Consider the following 23,504-nt stretch of genomic DNA (forward strand, 5'->3'; position numbering starts at 1 on the left):
AGCCCCATCATGTCTCGTTCCGAAACGCTGTTTGCCAATGCCCAGAAACACATTCCCGGTGGCGTGAATTCGCCTGTTCGCGCGTTCAAGAGCGTTGGCGGCACCCCCCTGTTTTTCAAACACGCTGAAGGCGCCTACGTCACCGACGAAGACGACAAGCGTTATGTGGATTACGTCGGTTCCTGGGGGCCGATGATCCTCGGCCACAGCCATCCGGACGTGCTGGACGCGGTGCGCAAGCAGCTGGAACACGGCTTGTCCTATGGCGCCCCGACCGAGATGGAAACCGAGATGGCCGACCTGGTCTGCTCGATCGTGCCATCGATGGAAATGGTGCGCATGGTCAGCTCCGGCACCGAAGCGACCATGAGCGCGATTCGCCTGGCCCGTGGTTTCACCGGTCGCGACAGCATCATCAAGTTCGAAGGCTGCTACCACGGCCACTCCGACAGCCTGCTGGTTAAAGCAGGTTCCGGCGCCCTGACCCAAGGTGTGCCGAGCTCGGCCGGTGTACCGGCGGCCTTCGCCAAACACACCCTGACCCTGCCGTTCAACGACATCGACGCAGTGGAAACCATGCTCGCTGAAGTGGGCCAGGACGTGGCCTGCATCATCGTCGAGCCGGTGGCCGGCAACATGAACTGCGTACCGCCGGCACCGGGCTTCCTCGAAGGCCTGCGAACCCTGTGCGACAAGCACGGCGTGGTGCTGATTTTCGACGAAGTGATGACCGGTTTCCGCGTTGCCCTCGGCGGCGCTCAAGCGCATTACGGCGTTACGCCAGACCTGACCACGTTCGGCAAGATCATCGGTGGTGGCATGCCGGTTGGCTGCTTCGGCGGCAAACGCGCAATCATGTCGCACATCGCGCCACTGGGCCCGGTGTACCAGGCTGGCACCTTGTCGGGTAACCCGCTGGCAATGGCGGCCGGTCTGACGACCTTGCGCCTGATCAGCCGCCCAGGCTTCCACGCCGAACTGAGCGACTACACCAGCCGCCTGCTCGATGGCCTGCAACAGCGCGCCGACGCCGCCGGCATTCCGTTCGTGACCACCCAGGCCGGTGGCATGTTCGGCTTGTACTTCAGCGGCGCCGACGACATCGTCACCTTCGATGACGTGATGGCCAGCGACGCGAAGCTGTTCGGCCGTTTCTTCCACCTGATGCTCGAAGGTGGCGTGTACCTGGCGCCAAGTGCATTCGAAGCCGGCTTCACCTCGATCGCCCATGGCGAAGCCGAGTTGAAACTGACCCTGGATGCCGCCGAGCGCGCCTTCGCTGCATTGAAATAACGTTGTACCGCTGACGTTGGCGATTGCCAGCGTCAGCTTTCACCTACATTCCCGCCTCTTTTCCTACTCACCTGCCGATAATCCCCCGCAAAGTGGACGATATATTCCCCGTGCAGCAGAAAAACGAGTAAAGACTTTGTAAGGTTGGCCCTGCTTATTTCATAATGCGCGCTTATTGGATCCCCTCGTTGGGTCCGCGCGCCCTTCAGAGGTAAGTCGATTCCCATGAACCGCACCGGCCGCGCCCTTGCAATGGGCTGCCTGTTGCTCCTTCAGCCCCTGCTCGCGCTCGCACAAGCAGGCGGCAACTCGTTGTTAATCCCAGCGATGGGTCGCTGCACCCTCAATACCCAGCCGCAAGACCTGGCACAGGCGCTCGCCGCCTGTCAGAAAGCGTCGGATGAAGGGGATGCGCAAGCGCAATACGAGTTGGGTGAGTTCTACTACGACGGCAAAAACACCCCGCGCGATCTCAAGAAAGCCCTGGACTACTTCGAAAAGGCCTCGCTGCAAGGCCATGCCCAGGCGCAATTCAAACTCGGCACCATGTTCTTCCACGGCGAAGGTGTACCGGCCAATAACGTTCAGGCATACATCGTGCTGAAAATGGCGGCGGTCAATGGTGCGGAAGAAGCGCTGGATACGGCGGATGAAGTCGCCGAGAAGATGCCGCGTGAAGAGCTTGAAGTGGCGACTCAGGTGCTTGGGCAGATCTTCCGCAAGTACCTGATGGAATTGCAAAGCGCCGATGGGCGTACGCCGTTTTCGCCTCTTCCCTGATTTCTGCCTCGATCTTTCTGGCCCCTTCGCGGGCAAGCCTCGCTCCTACAGGTCTTATGCGCACACATAACCTGTAGGAGCGAGGCTTGCCCGCGAAGGGCGCGACCCGGTCTTGAGCCTTACTTCTCAGGCATCGGCATCGGAAACGGCATCACATTGCCGACCGCGCCACGGGCTTCGCTGATTTTCGGGGTGCCCAGACGCTCGACTTCGTCGATGCGCACGATCGAATGCATCGGCACAAAACTGCGCACCACGCCCTCGAACTGAGCCTTGAGCTTCTCTTCGCTCGGGTCGACGACCACTTGCGTGCGCTCGCCAAAGACGAACTCTTCCACTTCCAGGAAGCCCCACAGATCACTTTGATAGATCTGCTTGGCGTACATTTCGTACACCTGGCCCTGATTGAGGAAAATCACCTTGTAGATTGGAGCTTCACGTTTGGTCATGGTGGGCGAGCAACACATCGGGGGATAAAAATGAGGGCGCGAACTATAGCATAGCCACCGGACGCGCAACGGTAGGAACCTTGGGACATGTTCCCTATAATGCGCGGTTCTTTGAATCACGTGATGACTGTATCCATGGCCAAGAAGCTTTACATCGAAACCCACGGTTGCCAGATGAACGAGTACGACAGCTCGCGCATGGTTGATCTGCTGGGTGAACATCAGGCCCTGGAAGTCACCGCTCGCGCTGAAGACGCCGACGTGATCCTGCTCAACACCTGCTCGATCCGCGAACGCGCCCAGGACCGGGTGTATTCCCAGCTCGGCCGCTGGCGTGAACTGAAACTGGCCAACCCGGAGATGGTGATCGCCGTCGGCGGTTGCGTCGCCAGCCAGGAAGGCGCCGCCATCCGCGATCGCGCACCGTACGTCGACGTGGTGTTCGGCCCACAAACCCTGCACCGTTTGCCGGAAATGATCGACGCCGCACGCGCCACCAAGCTGCCGCAAGTCGACGTCTCGTTCCCGGAAATCGAAAAATTCGACCACCTGCCCGAGCCGCGCATCGATGGCCCGAGCGCTTATGTGTCGGTGATGGAAGGTTGCAGCAAGTACTGCACATTCTGCGTGGTGCCCTACACCCGCGGCGAAGAAGTCAGCCGCCCGTTCGATGACGTGATTGCCGAGATCATCCACCTCGCCGAGAACGGCGTGCGTGAAGTGACGTTGCTGGGCCAGAACGTCAACGGCTATCGCGGGACCACTCACGATGGTCGCCTGGCGGACCTCGCCGAGCTGATCCGCGTGGTCGCCGCTGTCGATGGCATCGACCGGATTCGTTACACCACCTCCCACCCGCTGGAGTTCTCCGACAGCCTGATCCAGGCCCACGCCGAGGTACCGGAACTGGTGAAACACCTGCACTTGCCGGTGCAATCGGGTTCGGACCGCATTCTGTCAGCGATGAAGCGCAACCACACGGCGCTGGAATACAAATCCAAACTGCGCAAGCTGCGCGCCGCCGTTCCGGGGATCTGCATCAGCTCGGACTTCATCGTCGGCTTCCCGGGCGAGACCGAAAAAGACTTCGAACAGACCATGAAGCTGATCGAGGACGTCGGTTTCGACTTCTCCTATTCGTTCGTCTATAGCCAGCGCCCAGGCACGCCGGCGGCCGATCTGGCCGACGAAACGCCGGAAGAACTGAAAAAAGAACGCCTGAACGCCTTGCAACATCGCCTGAACCAGCAAGGTTTCGAAATCAGCCGACAAATGGTCGGTTCGATCCAGCGGATCCTGGTGACCGATTACTCGAAAAAAGACCCCGGCGAGCTGCAGGGCCGGACCGAGAACAACCGGATCGTCAACTTCCGCTGCGACAATCCAACCCTGATCGGCCAATTCGCCGACGTGCACATCGATGCGGCACAACCGCACTCGCTGCGCGGCTCTCTAATTCAATGACACCACAAAACCTGTAGGAGCGAGGCTTGCCCGCGAAGGCTGCGCCGCGATCTGTCATACGGACCGCGTTATCGTTCTTCGCGGGCAAGCCTCGCTCCTACAGGGGACGGTGTTTGGCGCTGGATTATTTAAGAGCTTTCGCACCCAGGCCACTGGCGTTATCCTTGATTTCATCTTAATTGCCCCAGGGCGGCTAAATACGACCTTGAACGCACCCATAGAACCACATCGTTTTATCCTCGAGCCCTTTGAGGCTCGCCGCTTTGCCAATCTGTGCGGGATGTTCGACGAGCACCTGCGCTTGATCGAGCAACGCCTGACCATCGAAATCCGCAACCGCGGAAATCAGTTCGAGCTGATCGGCGACCCCAAACACACCACCTCCGCGGAAAACCTCCTGCGCCGCCTGTACCGGGAAACCAAGGGTACCGAGCTGTCGCCGGACATGGTTCACCTGTTCCTGCAGGAATCGGCCGTCGAAGAGCTGGACAACGTTTCGCCGTCCGAACCTTCCGTGGCCCTGCGCACCAAAAAAGGCATGATTCGCCCTCGCGGCTTGAATCAGCTGCGCTACGTGAAGGAAATCCTCGGCAACGACATCAACTTCGGCATCGGTCCGGCCGGTACCGGCAAGACCTACCTGGCCGTTGCCTGCGCGGTAGATGCGCTGGAACGCGAGCAGATCCGCCGCATCCTGCTGGTGCGCCCGGCGGTTGAAGCGGGCGAAAAACTCGGCTTCCTGCCCGGCGACCTGTCGCAAAAGATCGACCCGTACCTGCGTCCTCTCTACGACGCACTCTACGAAATGCTCGGCTTCGAATACGTCGCCAAGCTGATCGAGCGCCAGGTGATCGAAGTCGCGCCGCTGGCCTACATGCGCGGTCGCACGCTGAACAACAGCTTCATCATCCTCGACGAAAGCCAGAACACCACCGTCGAGCAGATGAAGATGTTCCTGACCCGGATCGGCTTCGGTTCCACAGCGGTCATCACCGGTGACATCACCCAGGTCGACCTGCCGAAAGGCACCAAGTCCGGGCTGCACCACGTGATCGAAGTGCTGAAAGACGTGCCGGGCATCAGCTTCACCCATTTCATGCCCAAGGACGTCGTGCGCCATCCACTGGTGCAGCGGATCGTCGAAGCCTACGAGCGCTTCGAGAATCGCGGGGCAGACGAAACACCAAAGGACAGCCGCCGCGATGCTTGAGCTTGATCTGCAACTGGCCACCGAAGCATCTGCGCCAAGTGAAGCCGAGTTCCGCCAATGGTGCGAACTGGCCCTGCGCCAGCGCACCGCCGACTCCGAAATGACCATTCGCCTGGTCGACGAAGCCGAGGGTCGCGAGCTTAACCACACCTGGAGGCAAAAGGACTACGCCACCAACGTGCTGTCGTTTCCTGCCGATGTGCCTGACGAGTTTCTCGACATCCCGCTGCTGGGCGATCTGGTGATCTGCGTGGCGGTGGTCGAGCGCGAAGCCGCCGAGCAAGGCAAGGAACCCAAGGCCCACTGGGCACATCTGGTCATTCACGGCTGCTTGCATCTGCTGGGTTACGACCATATAGATGACGACGAAGCCGAAGAAATGGAAGCACTGGAACGAACGTTGCTTGCTGAGTTGGGCTACCCCGACCCGTACGCGGACGACGAAACAGAAACATCCCCTATCGTTACAACAAAGGATTCAGAGTAATCGCTATGAGCGAAGATCGATCGAGCAACGGGCAGAAGTCATGGCTGGGTAAGCTCACCCAGGCTTTTGCCCACGAGCCGAAGAACCGTCAGGAGCTGCTGGAGCTCCTGCGCGATGCGCATCAAAACAAGTTGCTGGACAGCGAAGCGCTGGCCATCGTCGAAGGCGCCATCCAGGTTGCAGACCTGCAAGTACGGGACATCATGGTCCCGCGCTCGCAGATGATCAGCATCAAGGCGACCCAGACACCCCGCGAGTTTTTGCCCGCCGTGGTCGACTCGGCCCACTCCCGCTACCCGGTCATTGGCGAAAGCCACGATGACGTGATGGGCGTGTTGCTGGCCAAGGACTTGCTGCCGTTGATCCTCAGGGAGAACGGTGACAGCTTCAACATCAAGGATCTGCTGCGCCCGGCCACCTTCGTGCCCGAGTCCAAGCGCCTGAATGTGTTGCTGCGCGAATTCCGCGCCAACCACAACCACATGGCCATCGTCATCGACGAATACGGCGGCGTGGCAGGTCTGGTGACCATCGAAGACGTGCTGGAACAGATTGTCGGCGACATCGAAGACGAGCATGACGTTGAGGAAGACAGCTACATCAAGCCGCTGCCCAGCGGTGATTTTCTGGTCAAGGCCCTGACGCCGATCGAGAACTTCAACGAATTCTTCGACAGCGAGTTCTCCGACGACGAATTCGACACCGTTGGCGGCCTGGTGATGAGCGCGTTCGGGCACTTGCCAAAACGCAACGAAATCACTGAAATCGGCCCTTACCGCTTCCGCATCCTCAATGCGGACAGCCGTCGAATCCACCTTTTGCGCCTGACTCCAATTGCCCGTTAAGGACTGACATGCTCCGCGTAACCCGCCCCGGCTGGCCCGGTAACCTGCTGGCCGTGGCGGCCGGTGCACTCACCACCCTGGCCCTGGCGCCGTTCGATATCTGGCCGCTGGCACTGCTGGCGGCCGGGTTCTTTTATGCCGGTTTGCGCGAACTGAACCCACGTCAGGCCCTTGGCCGTGGCTGGTGTTTCGGTTTTGGTCTGTTTGGCGCGGGCACCAGCTGGATCTACTACAGCATTCACAACTTCGGTGGCGCTTCCGTGCTGCTGGCCGGGTTCCTGATGCTGCTCTTCACCGCAGCGATTGCCTGGTTTTTCGCCCTGCCCGCCTGGGTCTGGGTGCGCTGGCTGCGACGCAACGAGGCGCCGCTGGCCGATGCCCTGGCGTTTGCGGCGTTGTGGGTCGGCCAGGAAGCGTTTCGTGGCTGGTTCCTGACCGGTTTCCCGTGGCTCTACTCCGGTTACAGCCAGCTCGACGGCCCGTTGGCCGGGCTCGCACCCGTGGGCGGGATGTGGCTGATTTCCTTTACCCTGGCCCTGACCGCCGCACTGATCTACAACGCCTTGCGCCTGGTGAAAGCGGGGCGTAAAGGCTTCATCGCCGCCGGCGTATTGCTGTTGCTCGGCCCTTGGGTCGCCGGCATCGCACTCAAGGGCCATGCCTGGACCACCCCGGCTGGCGAGCCGCTGAGCGTCGCGGCGATTCAAGGCAATATCGAACAAAGCATGAAGTGGGACCCGGCGCAGCTCAATGCGCAATTGGCGCTGTACCGCGACATGAGCTTCAGCTCCAAGCCGGTCGACCTGCTGATCTGGCCGGAAACCGCCGTCCCGGTGCTCAAGGAGTCCGCCCAGGGCTACCTGAACATGATGGGAAACTTCGCCGCGGAACGTAAGAGCGCGCTGATTACCGGCGTACCGATCCGTGAAGAAGTCCACCACCAGAAGCGCTTCTACAACGGCATCACCGTAGTGGGAGAAGGCGATGGCACGTACCTCAAGCAGAAACTGGTGCCGTTCGGTGAGTACGTACCGTTGCAGGAAGTGCTGCGCGGGCTGATCGCCTTCTTCGATTTGCCGATGTCGGACTTTGCCCGCGGCCCCGCCGATCAGGCGATGCTGCAAGCCAAGGGTTATCAGATTGCGCCGTTCATCTGCTACGAGGTGGTTTATCCGGAATTCGCCGCCAGCCTTGCCGCTCGCAGCGATCTGTTGCTGACCATCAGCAACGACACCTGGTTTGGCACCTCCATCGGCCCGCTGCAACACTTGCAGATGGCGCAGATGCGCGCACTTGAGGCCGGTCGCTGGATGATCCGCGCCACCAACAACGGCGTCACCGGCCTGATCAACCCGTTTGGGCAGATCACTGTCCAGATCCCACAGTTCGAACGCGGCATTCTGTATGGCGAAGTGGTGCCAATGCACAACCTGACGCCGTATCTTGAATGGCGCTCGTGGCCGCTGATCATCGCGTGCGTGTTGTTGTTCGGCTGGGCGCTGGTCGCGAACCGGATGGCCAAAACCGTCTGAATCTCTGTAGGAGCGAGCTTGCTCGCGATGGACGTGAACGATAACGCGTGTTTGCCGCAAACAAGCGCCGCTTTCAGACTCATCGCGAGCAAGCTCGCTCCTACAGGGAATGTGCAAGTTTTGGGTTATCGGTAAAACAGCGGATACCCCACCTGCCCCGCCGCCTCATTCAACAACATCCCGCTTTGCCACACCGACTTGAACTCCGGGACCCAGCCCGCCAACGGCCGGGCATTATCCACCCCGAGAAACCCCATCGGCGCCGCCACCACCTCAAAACCCGCCTTCTGAAAACTCCAGACCGCTCGCGGCATGTGCCAGGCCTGGGTGACAACGACCACGCGCTTGACCCCTTCCGGCAACAACACCTCAGCACTGAATTGAGCGTTCTCCCACGTGGTGCGGCTGCGCTCTTCCTGCCAGCGCACGGTCACGCCGAAATCATCGCGCAACGAATCGGCCATCAACCTGGCTTCGCTCGGTGGTGTCCCGTAATGCAATCCGCCGCTGGTCAGGATCGGCAAGCCCGACGCCTTCGCCAGCCGCGCCGCATAACGTTCGCGCTCCAGCGCGACACCGGTCGGCTGGTCGGCACCCCAGGCCAGGTCGCCACGTTCGCGCCCCGCACCGAGCACGATGATCGCGTCGGCGCGCTGAGCCAGGGTTGCCCACTCCTCGCGAGCCAGCGGCGGCTCGCGCTCCAGGGTTTTGGCGCCCCATTGCACTGCCACCGGCAGGCTCATCAGCCAGAAGCCGCCCGCCCCCAGCGCAAAGCACACACCGGCAAGGCGCGGTCTTGAGCGGCGAAACCACCAGGCAAGCACCAACAACAGCAACAAAATGCCGGGCGGCATGAGAAGGTGTTTAACGAAGTAACGAAAAGGCATCGAGCATCTCCTGAAGATGCCCGAAGCCTAAGTGGGTTGACGCAATGCGACAACAAATGCGAAAGGACTATGCTTTAAAAAACCACACGCCATGGGTTCAAGTGCCCTTACTTGAATTGCAGAGACCGGACCTTTACCGCGTCTTTGCCGGGTGCCTTGTCCTTGAGCCAGATGATCTTGGCCGAACGTGGTGCGTCGAGTTGCTTCACTGCTTCTGACAAGCATCCGTGTGTTTCACGTTCACTGCGATCCAGATACGCCTTGACCAGTTCAAACTCTGCGGGGCTCAGGCCACGCAGCTCCAGCTCCAGGGGACGTTCATCGCGCAACCGGCCAGCGGTTTTTGCCGCGTCCAAGGCCAATCCCAGACGATCGATCAGTCTTTCGTACAACTCCGGTTTTGTAACTTTTTGCTGTGACTCAACCATCCCTCACCTCATTGAAGATAAGACTCACTCCCCATTTAGAGCTTAGCTTCCATGAACAAACCGGCTGAACGCCGCGACCAACGGCCCTCGCAGCCATTTCTGCGAGACGCGCGGCAGTAATCAGGGTTTCCCTCGGTAGAGTGCGGTCATGTATGCTACGGCGCTTCCTGTAACTCCACTTCCAGCTCGTCTGGGCACCGAAACGCCGATTTGGCGTGATCACCGTCCAGCGTCGCATTGAAGAGGATTAGGCCACCCCTATTCAGTTCAAAAGTAGCCATGCACGAACAATATCAGCCCCGTGAAATCGAAGCCGCCGCCCAGTCGTTCTGGGACAAGCAAAAGTCCTTTGAAGTCAGTGAACAGCCAGGCAAGGAGACGTTCTATTGCCTGTCGATGTTCCCTTACCCCAGCGGCAAGCTACACATGGGGCATGTGCGCAACTACACCATCGGCGACGTGATCTCCCGCTACCAGCGCATGCAAGGCAAGAACGTCCTGCAACCCATGGGTTGGGACGCCTTCGGCATGCCGGCGGAAAACGCCGCGATGAAGAACAACGTAGCGCCCGCCAAGTGGACCTACGAAAACATCGCCTACATGAAAAACCAGCTGCGCAGCCTGGGCCTGGCGGTGGACTGGTCGCGTGAAGTGACCACCTGCAAGCCCGATTACTACCGCTGGGAACAATGGCTGTTCACTCGCCTGTTCGAAAAAGGCGTGATCTACAAAAAGAGCGGCACCGTGAACTGGGACCCGGTCGACCAGACCGTCCTGGCCAACGAGCAAGTGATCGACGGTCGCGGCTGGCGCTCCGGCGCGCTGATCGAAAAACGCGAAATCCCGATGTACTACTTCAAGATCACCGCGTACGCGGATGAACTGCTGGAGAGTCTCGACGATCTGCCGGGCTGGCCTGAACAGGTCAAGACCATGCAGCGCAACTGGATCGGCAAGTCCCGCGGCATGGAAGTGCAGTTCCCGTACAACGTCGACTCCATCGGCGAAGCCGGCGCGCTGAAAGTCTTCACCACCCGTCCGGACACCCTGATGGGCGCGACCTACGTCGCCGTGGCCGCCGAACACCACCTGGCCACCCTGGCCGCACAGAACAATCCCGAGCTGCAAGCGTTCATCGCTGAATGCAAGGGCGGCAGCGTCGCTGAAGCCGACGTCGCCACCCAAGAGAAAAAAGGCCTGCCGACCGGCCTGTTCGTCGAGCACCCACTGACCGGCGAGAAACTGCCAGTGTGGGTCGCCAACTATGTGCTGATGCACTACGGCGACGGCGCCGTCATGGCGGTTCCAGCGCACGACGAGCGTGATTTCGAGTTCGCCCACAAGTACAACCTGCCGGTCAAATCGGTGGTGCGCACCAGTTCAGGTGACACCAACCCGGCGCCGTGGCAAGACGCCTACGGCGAACACGGCACGCTGATCAACTCCGGCGAATTTGACGGCCTCGACTTCGCAGGCGCTTTCGACGCCATCGAAGTCGCGCTGATCAAGAAAAACCTCGGCGCCTCGCGCACCCAGTTCCGCCTGCGCGACTGGGGCATCAGCCGTCAGCGTTACTGGGGCTGCCCGATCCCGATCATCCACTGCGGCACCTGCGGTGACGTGCCGGTCCCGGAAGACCAGCTGCCTGTCGTACTGCCGGAAGATGTGGTTCCGGACGGCGCCGGTTCGCCATTGGCCCGCATGCCCGAGTTCTACGAGTGCACTTGCCCGAAATGCGGCGCACCGGCCAAGCGTGAAACCGACACCATGGACACCTTCGTCGAGTCCTCGTGGTACTACGCCCGTTACGCCTCGCCGCACTATGAAGGCGGCCTGGTGGAAAAATCCGCAGCCGACCATTGGCTGCCGGTGGATCAGTACATCGGCGGTATCGAACACGCGATTCTTCACCTGCTCTACGCGCGCTTCTTCCACAAGCTGATGCGCGACGAAGGCCTGGTGAGTTCCAACGAGCCGTTCAAGAACCTGCTGACCCAGGGCATGGTGATCGCCGAGACTTACTATCGTCGCGAAGCCAATGGTGCTTACACCTGGTTCAACCCGGCAGACGTTGAACTCGAGCGCGACAGCAAGGCCAAGGTCATCAGCGCCAAGTTGATCGCCGACGGCCTGCCGGTGGAAATCGGCGGCACCGAGAAGATGGCCAAGTCGAAGAACAACGGCGTCGACCCTCAGTCGATGATTGACCAGTTCGGCGCAGACACCTGCCGCCTGTTCATGATGTTCGCCTCGCCGCCTGACATGAGCGCGGAATGGTCCGACTCCGGTGTAGAAGGTTCGCACCGCTTCCTCAAGCGCGTCTGGCGTCTGGCTCAGGCCCACGTGACTCAGGGCCTGCCGGGCAAACTGGACATCGCCAGCCTGAACGACGAGCAGAAAGTCATTCGCCGTTCGATCCACCAGGCCATCAAGCAGGCCAGCCACGACGTTGGCCAGAACCACAAATTCAACACCGCCATCGCCCAGGTGATGACGCTGATGAACGTGTTGGAAAAAGCCCCGCAAGCGACCGAACAGGATCGCGCGCTGGTTCACGAAGGTCTGGAAACCGTGACGCTGTTGCTGGCTCCGATCACCCCGCACATCAGCCATGAGCTGTGGCATCGCCTGGGTCACGCCGATCCGGTGATCGACGCCGGTTGGCCAGTGCTGGACGACAGCGCACTGGTGCAGGACAGCCTGACACTGGTTATCCAGGTCAACGGCAAGCTGCGCGGCCAGATCGAAATGCCGGCCAGCGCGACTCGTGAAGAGATCGAAGCCGCTGCCCGCATCAACGAAAACGTGCTGCGTTTTGTCGATGGCCTGACTATTCGTAAAGTGATCGTAGTGCCCGGGAAACTGGTCAATATCGTCGCCAGCTAATTGGATCAGGCGCCAGGTGAGCCTGGCGCCGAGTAAAACCTTTCGGGCCGCATGATCGGCCCACATGGTTTCAAGGGGAGCAACAAGATGATCAAACGCAATTTGCTGGTGATGGGCCTCGCGGTCCTGTTGAGCGCCTGCGGTTTCCAGCTGCGCGGCACCGGCACCTATGAAATGGCGATCAAGGAAATCGACCTGAGCGCGCGCAATTCCTACGGTGAAACCGTGACGCTCATGCGTCAGGTGATGGAAAACAGCGGCATCAATGTCCACAGCGGCGCACCTTACAAACTGGTGCTGGCCGACGAAAAAGAAACCCAGCGCATTCTCAGCTACGCAGGCGCCGGCCGTACTGGCGAGTATGAGCTGAATACCGTGCTCGACTACGTCATCCTGGGTCGGAACGACCTGCTGCTGGTGAGCGACAAGATTGAAACGCAGCGAGTCTTCATTCACGACGGCAACAACCTGGTGGGTTCCGACCAGGAAGCCGCCGATGCCCGCAGGGACACGCGTCGTGAAATGGTTCAACGCATGATGATCCGCATGCAACAGCTCACGCCATCTCAGCTGGATCAGTTGCAAGAGACTGCCGAAGCCAGGGCCAAGGCTGAAGCCGCGGCACTGGAAGCAGCGCAAAAGGCTGAAGCGGAAACGCCGCGTCAGTCGCCTGTCGAAATCCCGCAGCAATAAGACTTACGGGGCGCTCAGGCGCCCCGTTTGCCCTCGCCTATGAAACTCGCCCCCGCCCAACTCGCCAAACACCTGCAAGGTGCGCTCGCGCCGGTCTACATCATCAGTGGCGACGATCCGCTGCTGTGTCAGGAAGCCGCCGACGCCATTCGCGCAGCCGCCCGTCAACAGGGCTTCGATGAACGCCAGGTGTTCGCCGCCGAAGCCAGTTTCGACTGGGGAACGCTGCTGCAAGCCGGCGCAAGCATGTCGTTGTTCGCTGAAAAACGCCTGCTGGAACTGCGTCTGCCGTCCGGCAAACCCGGTGACAAAGGTGCAGCCGCATTCATCGAGTACTGCTCGCGACCGGCCGAAGACACCGTGCTGCTGATCAGCCTGCCGAAGCTCGACGGCAGCGCGCAGAAAACCAAGTGGGGCAAGGCGCTGGTCGAAGGTCAGCACACTCAATTCGTGCAAATCTGGCCGGTGGACGCCAGCCAGTTGCCGGGCTGGATCCGGCAGCGCTTGTCCCAGGCAGGTCTGTCCGCCAGCCAGGACGCCGTGGAACTGATCGCCGCGCGAGTCGAGGGCAACTTGCTGGCGGCCGCGCAAGAGATCGAAAAGCTCAAGCTGATGGCTGAAGGCGGGCAGATTACCGTCGAAACCGTGCAAGCCGCGGTGGCCGACAGCGCGCGCTTCGATGTCTTCGGCCTGACCGATGCGATTCTCAACGGCGAAGCCGCTCATGCCCTGCGTATGCTCGAAGGGCTGCGCGGTGAAGGCGTCGAACCGCCGGTGATTCTCTGGGCGCTGGCCCGGGAACTGCGCTTGCTGGCCAACCTCTCGCTGCAATACAGCCAGGGCGTGCCGCTGGACAAAGCCTTCAGCTCTGCCCGACCGCCAGTCTGGGACAAACGCAAACCGCTGATGAGCAAAGCCTTGCAACGTTACTCGGCGCAACGCTGGGCACAGTTGTTGTTGGAAGCGCAGCGCATCGACGCACAGATCAAAGGTCAGGCGGCGGGTTCGCCGTGGATGAGTTTGAGTCGGTTGTCGTTGTTGATGGCCGGACAGCGGCTGACATTGCCTGCCGAGTAAGGCGTTCGACCGCATCACGGCCATTCGCGGGCAAGCCTCGCTCCTACAGATCCGATGCTAAACCTGTAGGAGCGAGGCTTGCCCGCGAAGACGTCCGAAAGGTCCTACGCAATGTGGGGTCTAGACAGAACCCCAACTTCGGCAGATTATTTCCCCCCGCAAAACCCCACTCAATCGAGAGATCAGATCATGAGCAAAAAGCCATCTAAACATGGCCCCAACAAGGCCAAATCCATCATCGCCCAGCCACTGTTCCGCAGCCGTCAGGAACGAGCCGGCAAGGGCAAAGGCAGCTACCGCCGCGAAGCCTTCCAGTCTGACAACTGGGAGGCTTCTTACTTTCTGGCGGCCTGAAGGGCAAGCCATCGCTCAACATGTTAAGGTCTGCACCTGATCCGTATTCCCTGGACCCGTGCATGCCCCTTTGTATTTCCCGTCGTTGGCATTTGCGCCAATTGATTGCTGCCTCCAGCCTCGTTCTGCTTGTCGCCTGCGCGGAAAAACCGACCGCCGCCGACGCCCAACCGCTTCAGACCCTTCCCGTCGCGACAGCCCCAGCGGTGATCCCGCCCGTGGTGCCGACCGGTGAAAATCTCGACATCCAGCCGACCCAGACCTTCGCCGAATGGCAGGCGGGTTTCCGCAAGGATGCGCTGGCCGCCGGCATTCGCGCCGACCTGTTCGACCGCGCCTTCGCCAATGTCAGCCTGGACACCAGCGTGATCCGTGCCGACCGCAGCCAACCGGAATTTTCCCGCCCGGTGTGGGAATACCTCGATGGCGCCTTGTCGCCGCTGCGCGTGCGCAAAGGTCAGGCACTGGTCAGCCAGTACGCCGACATCCTGCAAAGCATCGAACAACGCTACGGCGTCGATCGTCAGGCACTGGTTGCGGTGTGGGGCATGGAAAGTAACTTCGGCCAGTTTCAGGGCAGCAAGTCGGTGATCAACTCCCTGGCGACCCTGGCCTACGAAGGCCGGCGCCCTGGTTTCGCCCACGCGCAATTGATCGCGGCCCTGCAGATCCTGCAACAGGGCGACATCGCGCCGGAGAAAATGCTCGGCTCCTGGGCCGGCGCCATGGGCCAGACCCAGTTCATCCCGACCACCTACAACACCCACGCCGTGGACTTTGATGGCGACGGCCGTCGCGACATCTGGGGCAGCTCCGCCGACGCCCTGGCGTCGACCGCGCACTACCTGCAAAGCTCTGGCTGGCAGAAAGGCCAGCCATGGGGCTTTGAAGTGCAGCTGCCGGGCAGCTTCAATTACGTGCTGGCCGATGGCTCGATCCGCAAGAGCGTCGCCGAATGGCAGCAATTGGGCGTCACGCTGCCGAACGGCGGCCAGGTTCCGGCCGGTTCGGAACACCTGTCGGCGGCCCTGCTGCTGCCGGCGGGCTATCGTGGCCCGGCATTCCTGGTGCTCGACAACTTCCGTGCGATCCTCAAGTACAACAACTCGTCGTCCTATGCGCTGGCCGTCAGTTTGTTGTCCGAGCGCTTCAACGGCGCGGGTTTCATCAATGGCACCTGGCCCAAGGATGATTTGCCGCTGAGCCGTACCGAACGGATCGAGCTGCAAAACCTGCTGAGCGCGCAGAAATACGAAGCGGGCACCGCCGACGGCATCATCGGCGCCAACACCCGCAAAGCGATCCGCAGCGCCCAGCAGTCGTTTGGCTGGCCGGCGGACGGGTATCCGACGCACAAGTTGCTCGAAGGCCTGAGAAACCGCTAAAAGCTTCGCGGGCAAGCCTCGCTCCTACAATGGATATGTAACACCTGTAGGAGCGAGGCTTGCCCGCGAAGACTGACTATCAGGCGCTGTAAAACTATCGCTTGATGACTACATCCTGCTCCAACACCAATTCCTTATTACCCGCATCCAACCGGACCAATGCCCCCATCGGCAACGTCAGGTTCGGATCGCAATGCCCGCTGCGCCACCCCGACAACACCGGAATCCGCAACGGCTCGAACGTCTGCTTGAGCAACCGCTCCAGCGCAATCGAATCGACCCCCGCCACATCCCCCACCAGAACCCCGCGCAACTTGCCCAGCGTGCCGGCCAGACGCAGATGAGTCAGCAGCCGGTCGATGCGGTACAACGGCTCGTTGATGTCCTCGAGAAGCAGGATCACGCCCTCGGCCTCGATTTCATAAGGCGTGCCCATGGTCGCGGCAATCATCGACAGATTACCGCCCAGCAAGCGCCCGTGAGCGATGCCAGGCTCGATTGTGGTCAACGGGTAAGCCACCGGGTGCGTCAACACACTGCCCGCCTTCACCTGCCCCCTGAGCATGTTGAAAAACGAGGACTCGGTAGGCTTTTGCTTGTCCCCCAACAAATCAGCGTTGAGCAGCGGGCCATGAAAAGTCACGAACCCGGCATAACGGCTGATCGCCAGGTGCAGCGCCGTGATATCGCTGTAGCCGATGAACGGCTTGGCGTTGTTCTGCAATAGTTCGAAATCAATGCGATCGAGCAAACGCGGCGTGCCGTAACCACCGCGCAGGCAAATGATCGCATCGACCTCGCTGTCCGCGAACGCGGCGTGCAGGTCATTGAGCCGCACGTCGTCACTGCCGGCCAGATAGCCATCCTGTTCATACACACCAGGGAAAATCCGCAACGCGTAACCGCGCGCGCGCATCCAGCTGATGGCCTTATCGGTGTCCAGCGCAGCGGGGCCTGCGGGCGCAATGACGCCGATCAGCCCTTGCGCGGGCAAGGCCGGAACGGGTTTATGGGGAAAAAGAGTGTGGGTCGGTCGAACGGTCATCCATGAATCTCCCTGCGCGAAAGCTTCTGCACACAGTAGTCAGGAACGGGAATAAACAGAAGAGGGACAGTCGCCCCACAGCGTGCAGGAAAAGACTGTAGTTGCCGTAGGCACGGCAAAAAAATGCCCGCAAGGCTGAAAAGCCTTGCGGGCGTTTTGTTACAACGACGAGATCAGTTCAGCTTTAACCAGCTTCGCCTGCTCGTCGGCGTGGTACGAGGAACGTACCAACGGACCGGAAGCGACGTTCTTGAAGCCCATCTTGTAACCTTCCTCGGCGAACCAGGCGAAGGTGTCCGGGTGCACGAAACGTTGCACCGGCAAGTGGCTGCGGGACGGTTGCAGGTACTGGCCGAGGGTCAGCATGTCGATGTCGTGCTCGCGCATGCGCTTCATGACTTCGATGACTTCTTCGTCGGTCTCGCCCAGACCCAGCATCAGGCCGGACTTGGTCGGAATGTGCGGCATCATCTGCTTGAAGCGTTGCAGCAAGGTCAGCGACCACTGGTAGTCCGAACCCGGACGCGCAGCCTTGTACAGGCGCGGCACGGTTTCCAGGTTGTGGTTGAACACATCCGGTGGCTCGGCGGCGGTGATTTCCAGCGCCACGTCCATGCGTCCACGGTAATCCGGGACCAGGGTTTCGAGCTGCACGTTCGGCGACAGCTTGCGGATTTCGCGGATGCAGTCGGCAAAGTGCTGGGCACCGCCGTCACGCAGGTCATCGCGGTCAACCGAAGTGATCACTACGTATTTCAGTTTCAGGTCGGCGATGGCAATGGCCAGGCTTTCCGGCTCATTCACGTCCAGTGGTTTCGGACGGCCGTGGCCAACGTCGCAGAACGGGCAGCGACGGGTGCAGATGTCGCCCATGATCATGAAGGTCGCGGTGCCGCCGGAGAAGCACTCGCCCAGGTTCGGGCAGGACGCTTCTTCGCACACGCTGTGCAGCTTGTGTTTGCGCAGCAACGCCTTGATGCGGTCGACTTCCGGGGAAACCGGGATGCGCACGCGGATCCAGTCAGGTTTCTTCGGCAGTTCGGTGGTAGGAATGATCTTTACCGGGATGCGTGCAACCTTCTCGGCGCCGCGCAGCTTGACGCCGGCTTCAACCTTGGCACGCGGGGCCGGACGCTCGGTGACATCCAGCGTCGGGATCATGGTTTGCACTGCATCAGTAGTCATATCAGTCGATTCCGCCCGTTAGGGTCGTCTGCTCAGCATAGTCGAGGTGTTTGACGAGCTGCGCGCGCAGCCGGGCACTTACCTCGGCAAATTCAATCGATCCTGCGTGATCGCTCAGCTGGGTCATCGCCAGCCCGGCGTAGCCGCAGGGATTAATCCGTCGAAACGGTTCCAGGTTCATGTCCACGTTCAGGGCCAGGCCATGAAAGGAACAACCGTGGCGGATCCGCAGACCCAGGGAAGCGATTTTCGCCCCATCGACGTAGACACCCGGTGCATCTGGCTTGGCCGCAGCCGTCACGCCGTAGCTGGCCAGCAGCTCGATCAGGCAGAGTTCCATGCGGGTGACCAGGTCACGCACGCCGAAACCCAGCTTGCGCACATCGAGCAACAGATAGGCGACCAACTGGCCGGGACCGTGATAAGTCACCTGACCACCGCGATCGACCTGCACCACCGGAATATCCCCCGGCAGCAACAAGTGCTCGGCCTTGCCGGCCTGGCCCTGAGTGAACACCGGTGGGTGCTCAACCAGCCAGATTTCGTCCGCGGCATCGCTGCCGCGTTCGTTGGTGAAACGTTGCATGGCATGCCAGACCGGCTCGTACGCCATCTGGCCGAGCTCGCGAAAGCCCAGCGTGCCAGACATCACAGCACCATGTGCACGAAGCCGGTAGCCCGCAGTTCGCTGTTGATGTTGTACAGCTGGTCCTGGTCGGTGGCGACGATGTGCAATTGAATCGTGGTGTATTTGCCGTTGGTGCTTTGGCGTTCATCCACACGGTCATGGTTGATCGTCGCGTGTTTCTTGACGATCTCGATGATCCTGTCTTTGTTGCCAACACCGGTATCGCTGATCACCTTAACCGGGTAATCAACGTTGGGGAATTCGATCTTGGGCGCCTTTACTTCAGTATCGGTCATGGCGTAACGGCCTCGTAAGCGTAAGCCGTGGCGACGGGCATGACCCCGCGCCGGATGAGCGCGGGACCATGCAGGTGCACACTAATTCAGTTGAACAAGCCGTAGAAGAATAGACGGATGCTATCCCACATGCGACGGAAGATACCACCCTCTTCGACGCCATCCAGAGCGATCAGGTCAGCGCTGTGCACCACCTTGTCGTCCAGTTTGACTTCGACTTTACCGATCACGTCGCCCTTGGCGATTGGCGCAACCAGTTGCGGGTTCATGGTCATGCTGGCAGCGAGCTTTTTCAGCTGGCCTTTTGGCAGGGTCATGGTCAGGTCTTCAGCCAGGCCGGCCTTGACTTGATTGGTGGAGCCTTTCCAGACAGGGGCCTGAGCCAGCTCGGCACCTTTCTGATAGAAGGTCTGGGTTTCGAAGAAACGGAAACCGTAGGTCAGCAGCTTCTGGGTTTCCGACGCACGTGCCACTTCGCTGTTGGTGCCGAACACCACGGCGATCAGGCGCATGCCATCACGTACGGCCGAAGACACCATGCAGTAGCCGGCTTCATCGGTGTGGCCGGTTTTCAGACCGTCGACCGTCTTGTCGCGCCACAGCAGCAGGTTACGGTTAGGTTGCTTGATGCCGTTCCAGAAGAACTCTTTCTGCGAGTAGATCGCATAGTGAGCCGGGTCTTCGTGGATGATCGCGCGAGCCAGCACGGCCATGTCGTGAGCCGACGAGTAGTGCTCAGGGTTCGGCAGACCGGTCGGGTTCATGAAGTGGCTGTTGGTCATGCCCAGGTCGGCCACGGTTTTGTTCATCATGTCGGCAAAAGCGTCTTCGCTGCCGGCGATGTGCTCGGAGAGCGCAACACTGGCGTCGTTACCCGACTGAATGATGATGCCGTGCAGCAGGTCGCTGACGGTCACTTGCGAACCGACCTTGATGAACATCCGCGAACCGCCGGTGCGCCAGGCGTTTTCGCTCACGGTCACCGGGTCGTTTTCGCCGATCTGGCCGCGACGGATTTCCAGGGTCGCGATGTACGCGGTCATCAGCTTGGTCAGGCTGGCTGGCGGCAGACGCTGGTCACCGTTGTTCTCGACCAGCACGTTGCCGCTGCTGGCATCCATGAGCACATAGGCTTTGGCGGCCAGTTGTGGCGGCGACGGCATCATCTCGACCGCGAAAGCGGCAGGCGAGAGGAGCAGCGGGACTAGAAGGCACAGGCGTTTGGCAAAGGTGGTGATGTTCATCCGTCTCTCGAAATCGCTAATGGAAACTGCCCGAAGGCAAAACTAATCAGACAGCTTTCTAACGAGCTGTCGCGTGTTCAGTCGTTCACTCAGAACCCTTGCCGGGCTTTTGTTCTTCAACGAGCCAACAACCAGGTCCACCCCTCAAAACCGCAAGTGAACCGTCAATCAAGTACTACGTATTACTCGGCGGTGACCACGCTCGGCGAACCGAGATTGGCCAGGCGCACGCTGTTCTGCACTTGCTGGATTTCACCCGGCGAGCCGATCGGCCCCAGGCGCACCCGATGCAGTGTCTGTTGATTGCGCACGATCGAGCTGATGAACACCGGAGCGCTCACCATCCCGCTGAGCTTCGATCTCAGGAGTTCTGCAGCGTCCGGGTTGGCGAACGCGCCCACCTGCAGATACTGGCCAGAGGCTGGTACAGAAGCGTTTTTTTTTGCATCGATCTGCACGGGCACAACGGCCGCGGCGTGTTGCTGCGGCGGAGGCGTCCATTGCTCGACCGTGCCGGCCGATGCGGTAATCGTCGGCGCGGCATTTTGCGCTACTTGCGGCTCGTTGAGCATCAAAGGCGCCGGACGGCCTTTGGCCGCCCACCATTGCTGCGGGTCGATGCCTTCGACCTTGACCCGTGCGGTGCCGGTTTCGGCGTAGCCGAGTTTCTTCGCGGCAGCGTAGGACAAGTCGATGATGCGATCCGAGTAAAACGGCCCGCGATCGTTGACCCGCAAAATCACTGACTTGTTGTTGTCGAGGTTGGTCACCCGAACGTAACTCGGCAGTGGCAGGGTCTTGTGAGCGGCGCTCATGCCATACAGGTCGTAAACCTCGCCATTGGCGGTGTTCTGGCCGTGGAACTTGGTGCCGTACCAGGACGCCGTGCCCGAGGCGACGTAGGTCTTGGATTCTTGCAGCGGGAAGTAAGTCTTGCCCAGCACGGTGTACGGGTTGGCCTTGTAAGGGCCGGTGTGCAGGGTCGGCGTGGCATCCGGGATGCGCGATACGTCGACGTCCCACCACGGTGCGCCATCTTTGTGGGCGCGGTTGATGTCCAGCCCCGGCGCCGAGCGCACGGCGGTGGATGATTTCTGTGACGGTGCGCGGCTGGTCGAACAACTGGCGACCAGCACTGCCAACGCGGCGAATGCCATCAGCTTCAGGGGTTTATTCATAGGCAATGCCCGCATTACTTGACGCCCCGTGCTTGGACCAGCTGTTCAGACAGTTGATGTACTGCCATGGCGTACATCACGCTGCGGTTATAACGCGTGATTGCGTAAAAATTCGTCAGGCCCATCCAGTATTCAGGGCCATTGTCACCTTCCAGGCGGAATGCCGTGACCGGCATATCATCGCGCAGCGCATCATGACTTGACCACCCTAGAGCCCGCAACTCCCCGACGGTTTTAGTCGGTTCGATGCCGGTGGTCAAACCTTCGTCGACCTGATCGCCACGCACATCGGCGCGGCTGACCACCGGTTCGCCGGCCACCCAGCCGTGACGCTTGAAGTAACTGGCGACGCTGCCGATGGCATCGTCCGGATTGGTCCAGATATTAATGTGGCCGTCACCGTCGAAGTCCACCGCATAGGCGCGAAAGCTGCTCGGCATGAACTGCGGCAAGCCCATCGCCCCGGCGTAGGAACCTTTGAGGGTCAATGGATCGACCTGCTCTTCCCGGGCCAGCAACAGGAATTCACGCAATTCCTTGCGGAAGAATTCGGCACGGGGAGGATAGTCGAAACCCAGGGTCGACAAGGCGTCGATTACCCGGTAATTGCCGGTATTTCGACCGAAAAAGGTCTCAACGCCGATGATCGAGACAATCACCTGGGCCGGTACGCCATATTCCTGCTCGGCACGGGCGAGTACCGCCTCGTGCTGCCGCCAGAAATCCACGCCGCGCGCGATGCGCGCGTCGGTGATGAACATCGGACGATATTCTTTCCACTGCTTGACCCGCTCGGCGGGCTTGGAGATAGCGTCCAGAATCGACTGCTTGCGCTCGGCTTCGCGGAACACGCCCATCAGCTGTTCACCGGCAAAACCGTAGTCGCGGGTCATTTCACCGACGAAGCCGGCCACCTGGGGTGAGCCTTCGTAATCGCCGGCCAACGCGTCCTGCGCTGTGCCAAGGATGCTTACCAGGCCGACCCATGGCGCGTATCGAGTCGCCCAGCCACGCATTACTTGCATTGAAATCTTCACCTTATTCAAACCTGTGCGATCCACTTGCGATGGGTATGGATCGACATCAAAACCCCAAACGCTGACAGCAGCGTTACCAGCGAAGTTCCTCCGTAGCTAATGAACGGCAACGGCACCCCTACAACCGGCAACAGGCCACTGACCATACCGATGTTGACGAAAACGTAAACAAAAAACGTCATGGTCAGGGCGCCCGCGAGCAGTTTGCCGAACAATGTCTGGGCCTGGGCGGTAATCACCAGCCCGCGACCGATCAACAGCAGGTAAATCAGCAGCAGTGCGCAGATGCCCACCAGGCCGAACTCTTCACCCATCACCGCAATAATGAAGTCGGTGTGGCTTTCCGGCAGGAAGTCGAGGTGCGATTGCGTGCCCAGCAGCCAACCCTTGCCGAACACGCCGCCGGAACCGATGGCGGCTTTTGACTGAATGATGTTCCAGCCGGTGCCCAGCGGATCGCTTTCCGGGTCGAGGAACGTCAGGATTCGTTGCTTCTGGTAGTCGTGCATGATGAAAAACCACATCCCCACGGCCACCGGCACGGCGGCGGCCAGTACGCTGATGATCCAGCGCCAGCGCAGCCCGCCCATGAACAAAACGAATGCCCCACCCGCCAGGATCAACAGCGAAGTGCCGAGGTCGGGCTGACGCACGATCAGAATGAACGGCAAACCGATCAGGAACAGGCTGACGCCCACATGCTTGAGCTGCGGCGGCAAGGTGCGCTTGGACAAGTACCAGGCGATGGTCGCCGGCATCAGGATCTTCATGAACTCCGAAGGCTGGAAGCGGATCACCCCCGGAATGTTGATCCAGCGCGTGGCGCCCATGGCGTTGTGGCCCATGACGTCCACCACCACCAGCAACAGCACGCCGACGACATAAGCGACCGGCACCCAACGGGCCATGAAGCGCGGCTCGAATTGGGCGATGACGATCATCGACACCAGACCGATGCCGAACGAAGTAGCTTGCTTGGCCAGCAGGTCCCAGCTCTTGCCGCTGGCCGAATACAGCACGAACAGGCTGCCGGCGGCGAGGGTCAGCAGCAGGATCAGCAGCGGGCCGTCGATGTGCATGCGTTGCAACAGCGTCGCACGGCGACGCATCACATCCTCGCT

Annotated in this window: 23 protein-coding genes; 12 read left to right on the forward strand and 11 right to left on the reverse strand. The window is 60.5% G+C overall.

What is annotated here, in order from left to right; translation table 11 throughout:
• Window positions 1-9: 9 nt before the first annotated feature.
• Window positions 10-1,293: a glutamate-1-semialdehyde 2,1-aminomutase gene (hemL, locus tag IB245_RS15965; protein WP_008035126.1), complete on the forward strand. Its 1,284-nt coding sequence runs from the start codon at window positions 10-12 to the stop codon at window positions 1,291-1,293.
• Between the two features lie 225 nt (window positions 1,294-1,518).
• A complete protein-coding gene (locus tag IB245_RS15970; RefSeq protein ID WP_008035122.1) occupies window positions 1,519-2,073 on the forward strand; it encodes a tetratricopeptide repeat protein in 555 nt (184 codons plus the stop codon).
• A 119-nt stretch (window positions 2,074-2,192) separates the two neighbouring features.
• On the opposite strand, the gene IB245_RS15975 is transcribed toward IB245_RS15970, so the two are convergent.
• Window positions 2,193-2,522, reverse strand: coding sequence for a DUF1820 family protein (locus tag IB245_RS15975; RefSeq protein WP_007894425.1), 330 nt, complete (start codon window positions 2,520-2,522; stop codon window positions 2,193-2,195).
• A gap of 135 nt (window positions 2,523-2,657) precedes the next feature.
• On the opposite strand from IB245_RS15975, the gene miaB reads away from it, so the two are divergent.
• The 5 genes from miaB (at window position 2,658) to lnt (ending at window position 8,060) form a co-directional block, all read left to right on the forward strand.
• Entirely contained in the window at window positions 2,658-3,986 is a 1,329-nt protein-coding gene (gene miaB, locus IB245_RS15980; RefSeq protein WP_031319146.1) for a tRNA (N6-isopentenyl adenosine(37)-C2)-methylthiotransferase MiaB, read from the forward strand.
• Window positions 3,987-4,191: 205 nt separating this feature from the next.
• Entirely contained in the window at window positions 4,192-5,196 is a 1,005-nt protein-coding gene (locus IB245_RS15985) for a PhoH family protein (RefSeq protein WP_032829221.1), read from the forward strand.
• Window positions 5,189-5,683, forward strand: coding sequence for an rRNA maturation RNase YbeY (ybeY, locus tag IB245_RS15990; RefSeq protein WP_008035119.1), 495 nt, complete (start codon window positions 5,189-5,191; stop codon window positions 5,681-5,683). The genes IB245_RS15985 and ybeY overlap by 8 nt, the downstream gene beginning before the upstream one ends.
• A 5-nt stretch (window positions 5,684-5,688) precedes the next feature.
• The gene (locus IB245_RS15995; protein WP_008035118.1) at window positions 5,689-6,528 is read left to right on the forward strand and encodes an HlyC/CorC family transporter; all 840 of its coding nucleotides are present in this window, start codon (window positions 5,689-5,691) and stop codon (window positions 6,526-6,528) included.
• Window positions 6,529-6,536: 8 nt separating this feature from the next.
• The gene (gene lnt, locus IB245_RS16000; RefSeq protein WP_192228047.1) at window positions 6,537-8,060 is read left to right on the forward strand and encodes an apolipoprotein N-acyltransferase; all 1,524 of its coding nucleotides are present in this window, start codon (window positions 6,537-6,539) and stop codon (window positions 8,058-8,060) included.
• Between the two features lie 125 nt (window positions 8,061-8,185).
• Here the strand turns inward: lnt and IB245_RS16005 are convergent, their stop codons facing one another.
• Both IB245_RS16005 and IB245_RS16010 read right to left on the reverse strand, forming a co-directional pair.
• The gene (locus IB245_RS16005; protein WP_192228048.1) at window positions 8,186-8,947 is read right to left on the reverse strand and encodes a YdcF family protein; all 762 of its coding nucleotides are present in this window, start codon (window positions 8,945-8,947) and stop codon (window positions 8,186-8,188) included.
• A 107-nt stretch (window positions 8,948-9,054) separates the two neighbouring features.
• Window positions 9,055-9,375: a hypothetical protein gene (locus IB245_RS16010; protein ID WP_008044553.1), complete on the reverse strand. Its 321-nt coding sequence runs from the start codon at window positions 9,373-9,375 to the stop codon at window positions 9,055-9,057.
• A 279-nt stretch (window positions 9,376-9,654) separates the two neighbouring features.
• On the opposite strand from IB245_RS16010, the gene leuS reads away from it, so the two are divergent.
• The 5 genes from leuS to IB245_RS16035 all read left to right on the forward strand — a co-directional run bounded on the left by leuS (window position 9,655) and on the right by IB245_RS16035 (window position 15,770).
• Window positions 9,655-12,261 (forward strand): leucine--tRNA ligase, encoded by a 2,607-nt coding sequence (leuS, locus tag IB245_RS16015; RefSeq protein ID WP_192228049.1) that lies wholly within the window; start codon window positions 9,655-9,657, stop codon window positions 12,259-12,261.
• Window positions 12,262-12,348: 87 nt separating this feature from the next.
• Window positions 12,349-12,954 (forward strand): LPS assembly lipoprotein LptE, encoded by a 606-nt coding sequence (gene lptE / locus IB245_RS16020; RefSeq protein ID WP_008044550.1) that lies wholly within the window; start codon window positions 12,349-12,351, stop codon window positions 12,952-12,954.
• Between the two features lie 39 nt (window positions 12,955-12,993).
• The gene (holA, locus tag IB245_RS16025; protein ID WP_192228050.1) at window positions 12,994-14,031 is read left to right on the forward strand and encodes a DNA polymerase III subunit delta; all 1,038 of its coding nucleotides are present in this window, start codon (window positions 12,994-12,996) and stop codon (window positions 14,029-14,031) included.
• Window positions 14,032-14,220: 189 nt separating this feature from the next.
• Window positions 14,221-14,385: an alternative ribosome rescue factor ArfA gene (gene arfA, locus IB245_RS16030; RefSeq protein ID WP_008035105.1), complete on the forward strand. Its 165-nt coding sequence runs from the start codon at window positions 14,221-14,223 to the stop codon at window positions 14,383-14,385.
• Between the two features lie 62 nt (window positions 14,386-14,447).
• Complete coding sequence (locus IB245_RS16035; RefSeq protein WP_192228051.1) at window positions 14,448-15,770, forward strand: lytic murein transglycosylase; 1,323 nt, start codon at window positions 14,448-14,450, stop codon at window positions 15,768-15,770.
• Window positions 15,771-15,864: 94 nt separating this feature from the next.
• Here IB245_RS16035 and IB245_RS16040 read toward each other — a convergent pair whose 3' ends face one another.
• The 8 genes from IB245_RS16040 to rodA form a co-directional block, all read right to left on the reverse strand.
• Window positions 15,865-16,815 (reverse strand): S66 peptidase family protein, encoded by a 951-nt coding sequence (locus IB245_RS16040; RefSeq protein WP_192228052.1) that lies wholly within the window; start codon window positions 16,813-16,815, stop codon window positions 15,865-15,867.
• A 159-nt stretch (window positions 16,816-16,974) separates the two neighbouring features.
• Window positions 16,975-18,000 carry a lipoyl synthase gene (lipA, locus tag IB245_RS16045; RefSeq protein WP_008035102.1) on the reverse strand — a complete coding sequence of 342 codons (1,026 nt, stop codon included), beginning with the start codon at window positions 17,998-18,000 and terminating at the stop codon, window positions 16,975-16,977.
• Between the two features lies 1 nt (window position 18,001).
• On the reverse strand, window positions 18,002-18,649 hold the full coding sequence (gene lipB / locus IB245_RS16050) for a lipoyl(octanoyl) transferase LipB (RefSeq protein ID WP_008044547.1): 648 nt from the start codon (window positions 18,647-18,649) through the stop codon (window positions 18,002-18,004).
• On the reverse strand, window positions 18,649-18,924 hold the full coding sequence (locus tag IB245_RS16055; protein WP_008022933.1) for a DUF493 domain-containing protein: 276 nt from the start codon (window positions 18,922-18,924) through the stop codon (window positions 18,649-18,651). Before IB245_RS16055 ends, lipB begins: the two co-directional genes overlap by 1 nt.
• Before the next feature lie 86 nt (window positions 18,925-19,010).
• Window positions 19,011-20,168, reverse strand: a complete 1,158-nt coding sequence (locus IB245_RS16060; RefSeq protein ID WP_008035100.1) for a D-alanyl-D-alanine carboxypeptidase family protein — start codon at window positions 20,166-20,168, stop codon at window positions 19,011-19,013.
• Between the two features lie 182 nt (window positions 20,169-20,350).
• On the reverse strand, window positions 20,351-21,361 hold the full coding sequence (locus IB245_RS16065; protein WP_008044546.1) for a septal ring lytic transglycosylase RlpA family protein: 1,011 nt from the start codon (window positions 21,359-21,361) through the stop codon (window positions 20,351-20,353).
• Complete coding sequence (gene mltB / locus IB245_RS16070) at window positions 21,361-22,371, reverse strand: lytic murein transglycosylase B (protein ID WP_008035098.1); 1,011 nt, start codon at window positions 22,369-22,371, stop codon at window positions 21,361-21,363. The genes IB245_RS16065 and mltB overlap by 1 nt, the downstream gene beginning before the upstream one ends.
• A 17-nt stretch (window positions 22,372-22,388) precedes the next feature.
• Entirely contained in the window at window positions 22,389-23,492 is a 1,104-nt protein-coding gene (gene rodA, locus IB245_RS16075) for a rod shape-determining protein RodA (RefSeq protein ID WP_050550375.1), read from the reverse strand.
• Window positions 23,493-23,504: the final 12 nt, after the last annotated feature.

The sequence above is a fragment of the Pseudomonas sp. PDM02 genome, from assembly GCF_014852285.1.
In the GTDB taxonomy this organism is placed as follows: Bacteria; Pseudomonadota; Gammaproteobacteria; order Pseudomonadales; family Pseudomonadaceae; genus Aquipseudomonas; species Aquipseudomonas migulae.

Bases quoted from the DNA above. Each gene is read 5' to 3' on its own strand.
- hemL (WP_008035126.1), top strand. From the start codon at position 10: ATGTCTCGTTCCGAAACGCTGTTTGCCAATGCCCAGAAACACATTCCC.
- IB245_RS15970 (WP_008035122.1), top strand. From the start codon at position 1,519: ATGAACCGCACCGGCCGCGCCCTTGCAATGGGCTGCCTGTTGCTCCTT.
- IB245_RS15975 (WP_007894425.1), bottom strand. From the start codon at position 2,522: ATGACCAAACGTGAAGCTCCAATCTACAAGGTGATTTTCCTCAATCAG.
- miaB (WP_031319146.1), top strand. From the start codon at position 2,658: ATGGCCAAGAAGCTTTACATCGAAACCCACGGTTGCCAGATGAACGAG.
- ybeY (WP_008035119.1), top strand. From the start codon at position 5,189: ATGCTTGAGCTTGATCTGCAACTGGCCACCGAAGCATCTGCGCCAAGT.
- IB245_RS15995 (WP_008035118.1), top strand. From the start codon at position 5,689: ATGAGCGAAGATCGATCGAGCAACGGGCAGAAGTCATGGCTGGGTAAG.
- lnt (WP_192228047.1), top strand. From the start codon at position 6,537: ATGCTCCGCGTAACCCGCCCCGGCTGGCCCGGTAACCTGCTGGCCGTG.
- IB245_RS16005 (WP_192228048.1), bottom strand. From the start codon at position 8,947: ATGCCTTTTCGTTACTTCGTTAAACACCTTCTCATGCCGCCCGGCATT.
- IB245_RS16010 (WP_008044553.1), bottom strand. From the start codon at position 9,375: ATGGTTGAGTCACAGCAAAAAGTTACAAAACCGGAGTTGTACGAAAGA.
- leuS (WP_192228049.1), top strand. From the start codon at position 9,655: ATGCACGAACAATATCAGCCCCGTGAAATCGAAGCCGCCGCCCAGTCG.
- lptE (WP_008044550.1), top strand. From the start codon at position 12,349: ATGATCAAACGCAATTTGCTGGTGATGGGCCTCGCGGTCCTGTTGAGC.
- holA (WP_192228050.1), top strand. From the start codon at position 12,994: ATGAAACTCGCCCCCGCCCAACTCGCCAAACACCTGCAAGGTGCGCTC.
- arfA (WP_008035105.1), top strand. From the start codon at position 14,221: ATGAGCAAAAAGCCATCTAAACATGGCCCCAACAAGGCCAAATCCATC.
- IB245_RS16035 (WP_192228051.1), top strand. From the start codon at position 14,448: ATGCCCCTTTGTATTTCCCGTCGTTGGCATTTGCGCCAATTGATTGCT.
- IB245_RS16040 (WP_192228052.1), bottom strand. From the start codon at position 16,815: ATGACCGTTCGACCGACCCACACTCTTTTTCCCCATAAACCCGTTCCG.
- lipA (WP_008035102.1), bottom strand. From the start codon at position 18,000: ATGACTACTGATGCAGTGCAAACCATGATCCCGACGCTGGATGTCACC.
- lipB (WP_008044547.1), bottom strand. From the start codon at position 18,649: ATGTCTGGCACGCTGGGCTTTCGCGAGCTCGGCCAGATGGCGTACGAG.
- IB245_RS16055 (WP_008022933.1), bottom strand. From the start codon at position 18,924: ATGACCGATACTGAAGTAAAGGCGCCCAAGATCGAATTCCCCAACGTT.
- IB245_RS16060 (WP_008035100.1), bottom strand. From the start codon at position 20,168: ATGAACATCACCACCTTTGCCAAACGCCTGTGCCTTCTAGTCCCGCTG.
- IB245_RS16065 (WP_008044546.1), bottom strand. From the start codon at position 21,361: ATGCGGGCATTGCCTATGAATAAACCCCTGAAGCTGATGGCATTCGCC.
- mltB (WP_008035098.1), bottom strand. From the start codon at position 22,371: ATGCAAGTAATGCGTGGCTGGGCGACTCGATACGCGCCATGGGTCGGC.
- rodA (WP_050550375.1), bottom strand. From the start codon at position 23,492: ATGCGTCGCCGTGCGACGCTGTTGCAACGCATGCACATCGACGGCCCG.